The organism is Psychromonas sp. Urea-02u-13 (genome assembly GCF_002835995.1).
GTDB lineage: Bacteria > Pseudomonadota > Gammaproteobacteria > Enterobacterales > Psychromonadaceae > Psychromonas.
Genome location: NZ_PJBZ01000044.1, coordinates 82,722 through 97,020, shown reverse-complemented (window position 1 = coordinate 97,020; position 14,299 = coordinate 82,722). Strand labels below are relative to the sequence as shown.

14 protein-coding genes are annotated in these 14,299 nt (G+C 39.0%); all 14 read right to left on the bottom strand.

Annotated features, from left to right (window positions below; all coding sequences use genetic code 11):
- Positions 1 to 21 precede the first annotated feature (21 nt).
- Complete coding sequence (gene rnhB / locus CXF74_RS06205; protein ID WP_101081546.1) at positions 22 to 636, bottom strand: ribonuclease HII; 615 nt, start codon at positions 634 to 636, stop codon at positions 22 to 24.
- Positions 636 to 1,790, bottom strand: a complete 1,155-nt coding sequence (lpxB, locus tag CXF74_RS06200) for a lipid-A-disaccharide synthase (protein ID WP_101081545.1) — start codon at positions 1,788 to 1,790, stop codon at positions 636 to 638. Before lpxB ends, rnhB begins: the two co-directional genes overlap by 1 nt.
- A 212-nt stretch (positions 1,791 to 2,002) precedes the next feature.
- Positions 2,003 to 2,821, bottom strand: a complete 819-nt coding sequence (gene lpxA / locus CXF74_RS06195; RefSeq protein WP_101081544.1) for an acyl-ACP--UDP-N-acetylglucosamine O-acyltransferase — start codon at positions 2,819 to 2,821, stop codon at positions 2,003 to 2,005.
- Positions 2,821 to 3,273 carry a 3-hydroxyacyl-ACP dehydratase FabZ gene (gene fabZ, locus CXF74_RS06190; RefSeq protein WP_101081543.1) on the bottom strand — a complete coding sequence of 151 codons (453 nt, stop codon included), beginning with the start codon at positions 3,271 to 3,273 and terminating at the stop codon, positions 2,821 to 2,823. Before fabZ ends, lpxA begins: the two co-directional genes overlap by 1 nt.
- Positions 3,274 to 3,283: 10 nt before the next feature.
- The gene (gene lpxD / locus CXF74_RS06185) at positions 3,284 to 4,306 is read right to left on the bottom strand and encodes a UDP-3-O-(3-hydroxymyristoyl)glucosamine N-acyltransferase (RefSeq protein ID WP_101081542.1); all 1,023 of its coding nucleotides are present in this window, start codon (positions 4,304 to 4,306) and stop codon (positions 3,284 to 3,286) included.
- A gap of 9 nt (positions 4,307 to 4,315) precedes the next feature.
- Positions 4,316 to 4,825: an OmpH family outer membrane protein gene (locus CXF74_RS06180; RefSeq protein WP_101081541.1), complete on the bottom strand. Its 510-nt coding sequence runs from the start codon at positions 4,823 to 4,825 to the stop codon at positions 4,316 to 4,318.
- 279 nt (positions 4,826 to 5,104) lie between these two features.
- Positions 5,105 to 7,528: an outer membrane protein assembly factor BamA gene (gene bamA / locus CXF74_RS06175; RefSeq protein WP_101081540.1), complete on the bottom strand. Its 2,424-nt coding sequence runs from the start codon at positions 7,526 to 7,528 to the stop codon at positions 5,105 to 5,107.
- 100 nt (positions 7,529 to 7,628) lie between these two features.
- On the bottom strand, positions 7,629 to 8,984 hold the full coding sequence (gene rseP / locus CXF74_RS06170) for a sigma E protease regulator RseP (protein ID WP_101081539.1): 1,356 nt from the start codon (positions 8,982 to 8,984) through the stop codon (positions 7,629 to 7,631).
- On the bottom strand, positions 8,978 to 10,177 hold the full coding sequence (gene ispC / locus CXF74_RS06165) for a 1-deoxy-D-xylulose-5-phosphate reductoisomerase (RefSeq protein ID WP_101081538.1): 1,200 nt from the start codon (positions 10,175 to 10,177) through the stop codon (positions 8,978 to 8,980). Before ispC ends, rseP begins: the two co-directional genes overlap by 7 nt.
- A 3-nt stretch (positions 10,178 to 10,180) precedes the next feature.
- The gene (locus CXF74_RS06160; protein WP_101081537.1) at positions 10,181 to 11,035 is read right to left on the bottom strand and encodes a phosphatidate cytidylyltransferase; all 855 of its coding nucleotides are present in this window, start codon (positions 11,033 to 11,035) and stop codon (positions 10,181 to 10,183) included.
- A 31-nt stretch (positions 11,036 to 11,066) separates the two neighbouring features.
- Entirely contained in the window at positions 11,067 to 11,756 is a 690-nt protein-coding gene (gene uppS, locus CXF74_RS06155; protein WP_101081573.1) for a polyprenyl diphosphate synthase, read from the bottom strand.
- Between the two features lie 146 nt (positions 11,757 to 11,902).
- Positions 11,903 to 12,460, bottom strand: a complete 558-nt coding sequence (gene frr, locus CXF74_RS06150) for a ribosome recycling factor (protein ID WP_101081536.1) — start codon at positions 12,458 to 12,460, stop codon at positions 11,903 to 11,905.
- A gap of 46 nt (positions 12,461 to 12,506) precedes the next feature.
- Positions 12,507 to 13,238, bottom strand: a complete 732-nt coding sequence (gene pyrH, locus CXF74_RS06145) for a UMP kinase (RefSeq protein ID WP_101081535.1) — start codon at positions 13,236 to 13,238, stop codon at positions 12,507 to 12,509.
- A gap of 165 nt (positions 13,239 to 13,403) precedes the next feature.
- Positions 13,404 to 14,276 carry a translation elongation factor Ts gene (tsf, locus tag CXF74_RS06140; protein ID WP_101081534.1) on the bottom strand — a complete coding sequence of 291 codons (873 nt, stop codon included), beginning with the start codon at positions 14,274 to 14,276 and terminating at the stop codon, positions 13,404 to 13,406.
- Positions 14,277 to 14,299 lie beyond the last annotated feature (23 nt).

Genomic DNA, 14,299 nt, shown 5'->3' with positions numbered 1-14,299 from the left:
CTGATAGCTATCGGCTGACAGCTATAAAAGGCCTAATACTTTTTTAACGGGTTTGAAGCTTTTACGGTATTCTGCAATTGCACCGTGCTTCTCTAATGCTTCAAAGTGCGCTTTAGTAGGGTAACCTTTGTGTTTCGCAAAGCCATACTCAGGATGTAACTTATCAAGCGCTTCCATTTCGCGATCACGTGTTACTTTTGCAATAATAGAGGCAGCACTTATCTCGGCAACACGCGCATCCCCTTTAACAATCGCTTCACTAGGTATATTAAGCGCTGGGCAACGATTACCATCAATGAATACAAATTCAGGCTGAATTTCAAGCCCCTCTACTGCACGTTGCATTGCCAGCATAGTCGCTTGCAAAATGTTAATTTCATCAATCTCTGTTGGTGAAGCGCGACCCACTGAAATACACAGTGCTTTTTGTTGAATTTCATCAAACATGAACGCCAGTTTCTTTTCACTGAGTTTTTTAGAATCCGCTAAACCTTCGATAGGATTATTTTTATCTAAAATAACAGCAGCAGTAACTACATCACCCACGAGCGGACCACGGCCAACTTCATCAACCCCGGCAATTAAATTAAAATTTGGGTAGATCACATCAGGAAATACAACTTTTTCTTTACTCATTATTCTGTTTCCAATTTTAGCGCTAACAAATCAACTACCGCTTGCGCCGCTTTTGTATCGGCATCACATTTAATTAATTTGTGTAATTCAGTGAAGGTTTCAATCATCTGCTCACCGCCGATACCAATTAAACGTTCTAATTCTTCAACCATATTTTCAACAGTACAATCATACTGGCTCAGTTCTTTGACCACTTCTTTGTCAGCAATCAAATTTGGTAATGAAGTATATTTCACACTCGATAATGATTTTGCAATGACGTAAGTTAGCGCGCTTACTTTATAAGCCACCACCATCGGGGCTTTAGCTAGCATTGCTTCAAGTGCAGCGGTGCCGGATGCTAACAAGACTAAATCCGCAGACTGTAAAACATCACTTGAATGACCGTCAAAAAGAGTAATGGGTAAATCAGGCGCGACCTCTTTGATCTGCTCCATAAACTGTTGCTTACGACGATCATTTACCATCGGCACAATAAAGCGGTATTCAGGGTGTTTTTGATGGATTATTTTAGCCGTTTTCAAAAATAGAGGCCCAAGCATAGCAACTTCAGCTTTACGACTACCAGGTAGAATAGCTAATAGCTTTTCACTATTATCCAATTCTAATACTGCTCGGGCTTTATCTTTTTCACGAATCAGCGGTAACTGATCAGCTAAGGTATGACCTACAAATTGACAAGGCACATTAAAACGATCGTAAAATGCTTTTTCAAAGGGTAAAAATGCCAGCACTAAATGGGTCGCTTTGGCTATTTTATGAATTCTCCACTGCTTCCAAGCCCATACAGAAGGGCTCACATAATGAATCGTTTTTATACCCTGTGCTTTTAATTTAAGTTCTACGGTTAAATTAAAGTCAGGTGCATCAATACCAATAAATATATCAGGGGGGTTATTAATAAAGTGCTGAGTAATAGATTTTCGAATAGAGAGAATACTGCGTAACTTACCTAATACCTCTACAAACCCCATCACTGAAAGTGCTTCTAAAGGGTGCAATGCAGTACAGCCTTGCGCTATCATTTTGGGTCCTGCAATACCCTCAAAAATGGCATCAGGGTAGTGAACTTTGAGTGCTTTGATAAGCCCTTCACCTAAGATATCACCCGATGCTTCACCCGCAATTAAACCGATTCGTAATGGTTTAGCCATAATAATGTACTCATAAAATGCTTTGAAAAAAAAAGGCTCTAATGAGCCTTTTCGATAATACTGATATATGATTTTTATAAGATAAAGGATAAATGCTCAGAGCTAAGTTATTTATGCTTAATTTAAGGCGGAAAGGCGCAGTTTAGTGGTTTAAATGCGCATTTCCAACGCAGAAGTAAGCTTTAAATGGCGACGGTCTGAGTAGTTACAAACTACCTTACGATACCGCGACTTTCTTCATTTAAAAAGTCATGTAAGACTTTAAGCTCAGGGCAATCCTCAACTTTTGAAGCAATAAGCGCTTTTGCATCTTCTAAACTGTTTCCATCACGACATAAAGCTTTATAAGCACGCTTTATTTCCATGATAGCGGCACTGCTAAACCCACGGCGTTTCAAACCCACCGAGTTAATGCCTTGTGCTTGTACATAGTTTCCAGATGCCATGAAGTAAGGAGGTATATCTTTATTTACCGCAGAACAACCGCCAATCATTGCAAACTCACCAACACGTGTAAATTGGTGTAAAGCCGACAAACCACCAATAATGACATTATTAGCTAATTTAGTATGCCCAGCTAATGTTGCATTATTAGAAAGGATAATATTGTCACCCAGTACGCAGTCGTGTGCAACATGAACGTAAGCCATCAACAGGTTATTATTACCAATGGTTGTTGTGCCGTTATCCTGTGCTGTACCACGATGAATAGTACAGCTTTCACGAAAGACGTTATTATCGCCAATCTCTAAAAAGGTTTCTTCACCATCATATTTTAAGTCTTGGCAATCTTCGCCGACCGATGCGAATTGAAATACTTTATTACCCTTACCCATTTTTGTTGGGCCATTCATAACAACGTGTGGGGCAATCCAACAATTGTCACCAATTTCAACACGAGCACCGATAATGCTATAAGGGCCGATCTCTACGTTTTCCCCGATGATTGCTGTTTCATGAACAATCGCCGTTGGATGAACTTTTGCAGTTTCGTGGATCTTTCCTAATGTTTGAGCAGCTGTATTTGTCATTAGATCTCTCTTCTTGCACACATGATCATTGCTTCACAAGCGACTTGGCCATCAACTTTTGCAATACACTCAAATTTTCCCATGCCACGACGTTCTTTTAAATAGATAACTTCAAGTTCAAGTACATCACCCGGAACAACAGGTCTACGAAAACGCACTTTATCAACCGACGCTAAAAAATATAGCTCATTTTCAGCAGGTTTTCCGTAAGTTGCAAACGCTAAAACACCTGTTGCTTGTGCTAATGCTTCAATAATCATCACACCAGGAAATACCGGAGTGCCTGGGAAATGGCCTTGAAATTGAGGCTCATTAAATGAAATATTTTTAAAGCCTTGTAACGTTTTACCAGGCACATAATCGACAACACGGTCAATTAATAAAAATGGGTAACGATGTGGTAGAAGATCCATGATCTCTTTAATATCTAAACTGTTTAATTCGTTAGTCACGGAATATTCCTTAATCTTTTTCTTGTAGTTGTTTTTCAAGTTGCTTCACACGTTTAAATAGATCACCTATTTTGAACGTATGAGCCGTATTTTTTCGCCACTGTTTGTTACTGATAGCTGGCACACCAGAAGAATAAATACCGGCCTCGCTAATATTACGCATGACCATACTATCTCCGGTGATAACGACATTATCAGTAATAGTCAGGTGTCCATTCATTGCAACACTACCACCAACAATACAGTTTTTACCAATTTTGGTACTACCAGCGATATTTGATCCGCCTGCAATAGCAGTGTGCTCACCAATAAATACATTATGTGCAATTTGACACTGATTATCTATTTTTACACCATTACTAATAATAGTATTTGAAAGCGCACCACGATCAATGGTTGTTGATGAACCAATTTCTACATCATCACCAATAACCACAGTACCGATCTGAGGGATTTTAACCCACTTTCCTTGGTAAGGCGCATTGCCAAACCCATCGCTACCTATCACAGTATTAGCATGAACAATGACACGTTCGCCGACAATACAGTCATGATAAATAGTGACATTAGGATATATTTTACAATTTTTACTAATTTTAGCCTGTTGCCCGATCACGACATTGGCGAATATTTGGCAATTATCAGCAATTTCTACACCGGCCCCAATCACTACATTTTCAGCAATCGCAACATTTTCACCAATTTTAGCGCTTTCATGAATAATCGCTGACTGTGCAATATTAACCTGCAAATTGGGTGTTGTATCAAAAATGGATGCGAGCATAGCATAACCGACGTAGGGGTTATCCATAAACAGGGCATTACCTTGATAACCTTCTTTTACCGTCGTTGGCAAAACAATCGCGCTGGCTTTACATTGCTCAAGCTGTGTTAATAGTTTTTTATCGGAAACAAAGGTGATGTCGCCGTCATTGGCATTATCAAACGTTGCCAAGCGCTTTATAACTAACGACGTATCGCCAGTTACTTGCGCGCCTAATAACGTAGCTAATTGCGCTAATGTTTGTGTCATTTTTAGAACCTATTTTTTACTAATTTCTTCGATAACAACATCAGAAATATCATAAGCAGGTTTAGCAAAAACAATTTGCTCACCGTTTAAGATAATGTCGTAACCTTGCTCTTTCGCAACTGCATCAATCACATCACGTACAACAACAAGTGCTTTTTGTTGCTCTTCACCTTGACGACGGCGGTTATCTTCTTCGAATGCTTTACGGTTTAATTTGTATTCAGAAAGCTTAACTTCCACTTTACGTTGCATCGCTGTTACTTCGTCATTATTCATTAATTCTGCATCACGTTTTAAACTTTTCTCAAGTTTAGTGATCTCTTTTTCAAGTGATTGTAATGCTTCATAACGCGCTTTAAATTCTGCTTCTAATTTTTTAATAATGCGTTCACGTTGTGGCGACTCTTTCATTATTTTAGAAGGAAAAACAACACCTACTTTTTGTACTTCTGCAGCGTTTACTGCTGGCACTGAAATCATTGCTACTGCTAAAGTTGCTGCTTTTAAAAAGGTCTTCATGTTGTTACTCCGTAAATAAAATATTATTGTTATTAAAAAACGATAAGGTTATACCTTAACTTTAAAAATTAGTTAACTACTCAGGTCCTTGCCATTTAAGGTCTGTTCAAGGTAAAACTTCAGTTATCTGACGATAACCGTGTTAGGAAATGCTCATTTAAACTACTAAACTTCGCTTTCCTGCCTTGAATTATACATAAATGGCTTAGCCCTGAGCCGCTACTGTCTGCAGTGTATAAAAGCACCTCAAATTTTGTGAAGTGCTGAATAGTTACAAAATTAGAATGTATCACCGATATTAAACGAGAAGGTTTCTGTTCTATCACCCTCATACTCTTTTAACGGTACTGCTAGGGTAAATACTAACGGCCCCATTGGTGATATCCAAGTTAACTGCGTACCCATTGAAACACGTATTCTACCTGGTTTTGAATAATCACCAAAATATTCACAGTTATATGAACAACTTAGCTGGCTATAATAATCGTAATTAAACTCTGTATCCCATACTTCACCGGCATCAACAAATACACTGCTACGTACTTGACGTGTGTAAGCTTCATCAAGAAAAGGCACCGGGAAGATCACTTCAGCACTCATTGTATATTTGGCATTACCACCAACAGCATTATCAGTTAATGTCATTGTGCTATTACCATCATTTCCTCCACTAGTATACATCGCACGTGGCCCAACCGTATTGCTTGAGAAACCACGTAATGTGCGGTAACCACCGGCATAGTAGTTTTCAAAGAAAGGTAGGATTTGGTCGTTACCATCAAATTGACCATAACCATTTGCGTAACCTAATGTACCACGCAGTAGTGTTGTCCATTCGCCATCGTCAGTAATACGTTGGTAATTACTAATATCAAAATTTATTTTAAAGTATTGTAAATCTGAGCTTGGGATAGTCATTTTTGCCCACAGGTTGTGTTTCATACCCTGCGTTGCCATTCGACCTTTATCTTGATTATTACGTGTCCATTTAGCGGTTACATCGATATTTTGAAAATTAACAGAGCCGTCCTCATCAAGCTGAGACCCATAAATATCCCAAAACTGGCGCAGTTGCTCATAAGATTTTAACTGTGCAATACCGTTACTTTCCCAACCGAGACTGAAACCTAAACGGTTAATTTCGTTCACAGGAAAGCCCATATTAAAGCGAATACCATAGGTCGTATTAGTGTAATCGACGATATTCGCCTCACCGGCTTCAAATAGGTCATAAAACACTCTTGCACCACCACTTACACCATCTTTGGTCAAGTAAGGTGTTGTGTAATTTACATTGGTACTTTTACTATAATCATTAAATTTAACTTCAAAACCAACTTTATCACCTGTGCCTAAAAAGTTATCTTGGCTAATACCACCACTTAAACTTAAACCAGACTCTGTACCGTAACCTACACCTGCGTTAAATGAACCTGAAGCTTGTTCTTCTACATTAACGTTTAAATCAACTAAATCTTCACTTACACGTTCGGTATTAATATCAACTTTTGAAAAGAAACCTAAACGATTTAAACGGTTTTTAGAGAGTTCAATGCTTTCACTGGACAACCAACCCGCTTCCATTTGGCGTAATTCTCGACGTAATACCACATCTGCGGTCAGCGTATTACCTGAAATATTAATATTACGTACATAACCACGCTGTCCTGGCTCAACAGAAAAGTTAACAACCACGGTATTCGTTTCATCATCCACTTCAGGATAAGTGGTTATTTCTGGATAGGCATAACCTAAACGCCCAAAGTATTTACGAATACTTTGTTCTGAGTAAGCCACATCAGAGGCGGCATATACATCCCCTTCAATAAAAGGGACTAATGACTTTATATCTTCATCGTTACCTAAAAGGTTACCAATAAACTGTACACCGCCAATTTTATAAATATCACCTTCATTGACGTTAACCGTTACGTACACGCCTTTTTTGCTCGGTGTTATCGCAACCTGTGTATCTTCAATCTCAAAACGAATATAACCTCTGTCTAGGTAATAACTTTTAATCACTTCCAAGTCACCGGCTAGTTTTTGCTTTTGGTAATTATCATCAGCAAAAAAGTCCCACCAACCAGCAGAGTCGCTAAGTGTCAGACGTTTCAGTAATTGTGAATCTGGAAAAACTTCATTACCAACTACATTGATTTGTTCTATTTTAGCCGTTAGGCCTTCACGAAAAACAAACTGGATAGAAACACGATTACGCGGAAGCGGTGTGATAATGGCTTCTACTTGTGCGCTGTACTTACCTACACTGTGATAAAAATCTTCTAAACTTTTTTCAATGCCAGAAAGTGTGGTTCTATCAAGGGGGTCACCGACTTGAATGGCCGATGATTTAAGCGAATCTAATATCTGCTCTTCAGTTAATTTATCATTACCAGTCAACCCCACATTACTGATCGTTGGGCGTTCTTTTACTTTGAAAATCAATACCGTACCTTCATGCTCTAATTCAATAGTCTCAAAGTGAGTACTTGCATAAAGTTTTTTAAGGGCGAGAGAAAGTTGATAGCTATCAACCTCATCACCTTCTCGGATGGGTAAGCTTAATAACGCGGCACCTAAGGTTACACGTTGTAATCCTTCAAACTGTAGATCTGAAATGGTAAATTTTTCAGCGAATGAGAGCATTGAAAAACAACTACTGAATACAAATGCTGTTACTACTAAATATCTCTTAAACATCTTTTTTCGAATCCTTTGCAACACTTATGCTGTGTTTTGATATAAGTCTGTATTTTATAATTTTCTTAAATTGCTTTCAATATAATGATTATCAAAGATATTACAGTAAATTAAAATCATTCAATATAGCGATTGTCATTAATGTCATTAAAACAGCACCACCAATTTTAAAACCGAACTCTTGAATTTTTTCAGGCACGGGTTTTCCAGTGAGTACTTCTACAAAATAATAAAGTAGATGACCACCATCTAACACGGGTAATGGAATTAAGTTCATTAACCCTAAATTAACACTAATTAACGCTAAAAACCCCAAAAAGTATTCAATGCCATAATCAGCACTGGCTCCAGCACCTTTTGCAATTGAAACAGGTCCACTGAGGTTTTTAACGGAAATATCTCCGGTAATTAACTTAATTAACGTATCAAAGGTTAATTTAGTTAATTGGCCCGTTTTCTCAACGCCTTTTACAAATGCATCAAAAGCGCCAAATTGTAACGTTACCCTATATTCTTCAGGATAAGGTTCAACAACTGGTGCAACACCGATATAACCTTTGTTTGTATCTGCGTTTAATTTAGGTGTTAATAAAAGCGTTGATAATTTCCCGTCTCTTTCTATTTTTAACGCTAATTGTGCATTAGCATTAGTTTGAATCAGTTCAACAAAATCAGCCCAATCAATGAGTGCTTTGCCATCAATAGCGAGTAACTTATCTTGCGCTTTTAATCCCGCGTCATTACCTGCTCCCCCTTGTGAAACCTGAGCGACTTGCAGATGTACAACAGGACGGTAAGGAGAAAGACCTAAACTGTTAATGATTGATTCTGTTTTAGGATCAAATTTCCAACTTTCCATTGAGACTCGATAGCTAGAGATTGGTTCAATTGTATTGTTTGTTAGTTCTTTAATTGTGATATCAAACTCATTCTCACCAATTTGACTAACCAGCGCGAGATTTAATGCTTCCCAATCCCCCACTTGACGATCGTTAATCGCCATAATCTGAAAACGTTGATCTGTGGTGATGACGGACATAGGCGAATCGGCAATAACACCTTTTACAATCGGTTTAGCAGTATTAATACCAATCATGTACATCAGACAGAATGCAACAATAGCCAAAGCAAAATTGGCTAGCGGACCAGCGGCCACAATCGCAATACGTTGCCACACTGTTTTTTTATCGAAGGCAAATTGTTGAAGTTCTTCCGGTACGTTTTCTACTCGTCCGTCGAGCATTTTTACATAACCACCGAGTGGAATAGCAGCAATGGCAAACTCAGTCCCTTGTTTGTCTGTTCGTTTGAATAATACCTTACCAAAACCGATAGAAAAACGATGGACTTTTACACCACAACGTCTCGCAACCCAAAAATGACCGTATTCATGAATCGCAACTAAAATACTCAAAGCAACAATAAATGCGCCTAAATTCCATAACATCGTTAACATAAAAGATCTCGTTGGATAATTTCACGGGCGCTCACTTTTGCAATCAGATCAATCTCCATCAGTTGCTCTATTGAACTAATCGATTGTGTCTTGGTTTTTTGCAAAACGCGATCGACCAACTGAGAAATTTGTGTAAATAAGATATTGCCATTTAGAAATGCATCTACCGCAATTTCATTAGCTGCATTTAATGTGGTTGTTGCATGTTGCCCTTGATAACAAGCATCAATGGCTAATTTAAGGCAAGGATAACGATCATAATCTGGTGCCATAAAGCTAAATTCAGGAGAGGTAAAAAAATCAAAATTTCCCGCACCACTTTCGATTCGTTTAGCGCCACCCATAACATGTGCGATTGGAATACGCATATCTGCGTTACCCATTTGTGCAATTACACTGCCATCTATATATTGCACCATAGAGTGAATAACAGATTGTGGATGAATAATAACTTGAAGCTGTTCACGAGAAGCATTAAATAACCAACGTGCCTCGATATACTCAAGGCCTTTATTCATCATAGTTGCTGAATCAATAGATATTTTTTGGCCCATTGACCAATTCGGATGTTTAACCGCCTGTGCAGGGCTAATGGTATTGAAGCTATCAAGGGGAGTATTAAGAAAGGGCCCACCGGAACCGGTCAATAATATTTTAGAAACGCCCTGTGCCGTTAAGTCACAATGGCCAATGCAATCTTGTAAGATTGGGGATAATGCTTGGTAAATGGCATTGTGTTCGCTATCAACAGGCCACAATTTAGCACCAGACAGCTTAACGGCATCAATGAATAACTGACCCGACATCACCAGCGACTCTTTATTTGCCAGGAATATTTCTTTGCCTGCTTTAACGGCGGCGAGTGTTGTTTTTAAACCCGCACCACCAACAATAGCGGCCATGACTGAATCAATTTCAGCACTACTTAATAGTTGTAATAACTCATCTTCATCATTTAAAACCTGTGACGCGCTATTTTCTTGTTTTAATTTAAACGCTAATTCAGCAGTGGCATTCGGGCAACTCATAGCAACATAACTAGGGTTAAACTCGAGGCACAACGACAGCATCTTATCGACACTCGTTGAAGCAACCAATAACTTTACAGTATACAACTCAGGGTTATTACGACAGACGCTGAGCGTACTATCACCAATAGATCCCGTTGCACCTAAAACCGCTAAATTTTTCATCGATTACATTAACCATAGAAGGTAAGTAAGCGCAAAAACAGGAACAGCAGCCGTTAAACTGTCGATACGATCTAAAATACCACCGTGTCCCGGTAATAAGTTACCACTATCTTTTAAGTTAGCTTCACGTTTAAAAATACTTTCACTCAAGTCACCAAGCGCAGAAACCAAGGTAGTGATTAATGCGGCAGCAAAAAACAGTCCCATTTTTTCTGATGGAATATCAAATAAAATACTACCGATAAATGCAACAATCATTGAGCTAACCGCACCACCAACAAAACCCTCAATTGTTTTACCCGGGCTTACGTTTGGAGCGAGTTTATGTTTACCAAAACGTTTCCCACAGAAATACGCACCGGTATCAGCGGCCCATACTAATAAGAAAACAAACATTAATAATGCGCCACCATAATAAAAATCATGATGAATATTAACTGAGCGTAAAACAATCATTGCCCAGAAAAATGGAATTAAGGTGAATAAACCGAATAATGCTTTAACCGCTTTACTGCGCGCCCATAATGGCGACGTTTTAGGGTAACTAGCCACTAAAATTAACGAAACGAACCACCACACAGCGGTAACAATTAACCCACTGTACACGGCGCTGTGAATACCACCGGCATTCCAAAGTTGCTCTATCGGTAACAACATTAACGTGATGGCTAATACAAAGCCAAAAACATAAAAAACAGTACTTGATGTGGATTTAGGGTTTACAAAACGGCCCCATTCTTTACTCGCTAACAAAAATATCGCAGCGATCGCTAGCATGAAAAATTTAAGTGGTAATAAAAAAATGCCCGCAATGGCAAGTGGCGCCAAAACAAGCGCTGTTATAATTCTTTGTTTCACAGAAACACCCTATTGAATTGAGTTATAAAAATCAGCCAAGAGCGACTTGCTCACTGGTTTGTCCAAAACGTCTTTCTTTGCCAGAAAAAACATCCAGTGCATCCTGAAATGCTTGGGCGTTAAAGTCTGGCCATAAAATATCACTGAAATAAAGCTCTGCGTAGGCAAGTTGCCATAATAAAAAATTACTAATACGGTGGTCACCACCAGTACGAATCATTAAATCTACAGCAGGCAGTTGATCTAAGTTAATAGCACTTGATAGTCTATCTTCAGTGATTTCATCAAGGGTTAATTCACCCTTTTGAACTAGGCCAGCAAGCTGTTTAGCAGCTTGAGTAATATCCCAACGCCCACCATAGTTAGCGGCGACATTTAATGCAAGGCCACTATTATTTTCAGTCAGCTTTTCTGCTTGGGCTATTTTTTTCTGTATGCGTTCACTAAAACCAGAGACTTCACCAATGATTTTTAATTTAATATTATGCTTATGTAGCTTTTTGACTTCGCTGCCCAATACAGTAAAAAAAAGCTCCATCAACATGGTCACTTCTTTTTCTGGGCGTTTCCAGTTTTCACTACTGAAGGCATAAATAGTTAATGCTTGAATCTGTTTTTCACTGGCAAAACTAATTGCTCTGCGTAATGACTTCACCCCATGCTTATGCCCAAAGACACGGTGCTTACCTTTACTTTCTGCCCAACGCCCGTTGCCATCCATTATAATCGCAACATGTTTTGGCAAGCTTTGTTGTACAGTTACTGTTGTCACTTTAATTCCTAATATAATCAAATGAGCAGAGAATAAGACTCATGCCACGTACTACTTCCTTTTACATGACAAAAGTCTATCTGCTCGTATTCAGATTAAACTTCCATTAACTCTTTTTCTTTTACAGCAAGTAGATCATCAACCAGTTTTACACTGCTATTAGTCGCAGTTTGAACTAATTCTTCACCTTTACTCTGTTGGTCTTCACTGATTTCTTTTTCTTTTTCCAACTCTTTCAAGTCACCGTTAGCATCACGACGAATGTTACGAATTGCGATACGTGTATTTTCAGCTTCACCACGTACGACTTTAATTAAGTCTCTACGACGTTCTTCTGTTAATGGTGGTAAAGGAATACGAATCACAGTACCTGCAGACATTGGGTTTAAGCCAAGGTTTGAACCCATGATCGCTTTTTCAACAGCAGCGATTAATGTTGCATCAAATACAGTCACCGTTAATGTGCGAGAATCTTCAGTAGATACGTTACCCACTTGGCGAAGTGGTGTATTACTTCCGTAATAAGGCACCATAATGCCATCTAAAAGACTTGGATGCGCACGACCAGTTCGAATTTTAGCTAATTGGCTTTTAAACGACTCGATACTTTTACCCATGCGTGTTTGTGCATCATCTTTAATTTCATTGATCATTATCTTTTCCCAAATTTTTAATAGTATTTATTTTGTAGCTAACAACTTATGCACAATGCGTAATTGTTGTACCTTCATCTTCACCCAGAACAACACGGCTTAATGCGCCAGGTTTGTTCATGTTAAATACACGGATTGGCAGGCTATGGTCACGGGCTAGTGTAAAGGCAGCTAGATCCATTACCTGTAATTCTTTTTCAAGAACAACCGAATAATCAATCTCTTTATAAAGCATTGCTTCTGGATTTTTAACTGGGTCAGCATCGTAAACACCGTCTACTTTTGTGCCCTTTAAAACAGCATCAGCTTCAATTTCAATACCACGTAAACAAGCAGCAGAATCCGTTGTGAAGAATGGATTACCTGTACCAGCAGCAAAAATAACAACCGTACCTAATTTAAGGTGTTTAATTGCTTCAGCCCAGTTGTAATCATCACATACGCCATTTAATGGAATAGCAGACATAAGACGAGAGTTAACGTGAGAACGGTGTAATGCATCACGCATTGCTAAACCATTCATTACGGTTGCAAGCATACCCATGTGGTCACCTACAACGCGGTTCATTCCCGCTTCAGCAAGACCTGCACCACGGAAAATGTTGCCACCGCCGATAACAAGACCCACTTGTACACCCGCTTCAATCAGCGATTTAATCTCCAATGCCATACGGTCTAAGACGGTTGGATCAATACCAAACCCTTCTTCACCGACTAGGGCTTCACCACTTAATTTAAGTAAAATACGACGATATGCTGATTTTGGATTGGTGCTCATAAAATTCATTCCTCTATGTAGGGCTGTTTGCGATTGTATTAATAAAATGTCTAAAAGCTAAACAACTTATTGATAAAATTACCGTATTCTAAATATAAAAGAACCGCAGATCTAGCCACGGTTCTTTTTTTACAATAAATAGTTATTTATTGTTAATAGCGTCGATTATTGACCAGCAGCGGCCATAGTTGCAGCAACTTCAGCAGCAAAATCTTCTACTTTCTTCTCGATACCTTCACCCACTTCTAGACGGATGAATGTTTCAACGTCAGCACCAGCATCTTTAAGAAGCTTAGCAACTTTAATTGAAGGATCTTTAACAAATGGTTGACCAGTAAGACTTACTTCACCAGTGAACTTAGCCATACGGCCAGTAACCATTTTTTCAGCGATCTCAGCAGGTTTACCGCTGTCGATAGCGATTTGTAGCTGAATTTCTTTCTCTTTAGCAACTACTTCAGCAGGAACATCGCCCGGCTTAACGTAAGTAGGTGCAGCAGCTGCAACGTGCATAGCAATATCTTTAGCAAGATCTGCATCGCCACCAGTTAATACAGAGATAACACCGATTTTGCCGCTGTGTACGTATGCGCCAAGGTTTTCACCTTCAACGATTTGTAAACGACGAATCGAGATGTTTTCACCGATTTTAGCGACTAAGTTAGCACGTGCTTCTTCAACAGTGATGTCGTCGTAAGCTAAAACGCTTAATGCAGCAACGTCAGAAACTTTGTTTGCAAGTGCGATATCAGCAACTTGATTAGCAAATGCTAAGAAGCTTTTATCCATTGCTACGAAATCTGTTTCACAGTTTACTTCAGCGATTAGTGCGATAGTGCCCGCAGTTTTTGCTAAAACAACACCTTCAGCAGCGATACGGCCAGCTTTTTTAGCTGCTTTGATTGCGCCAGATTTACGCATGTTTTCAATTGCAAGCTCGATGTCGCCTTCAGCTTCAACGAGTGCTTTTTTACAATCCATCATACCCGCAGCAGTGCGGTCACGAAGTTCTTTAACTTGCTTAGCTGTAATAGCCATTGTCGAATTCCTAATATTTGATC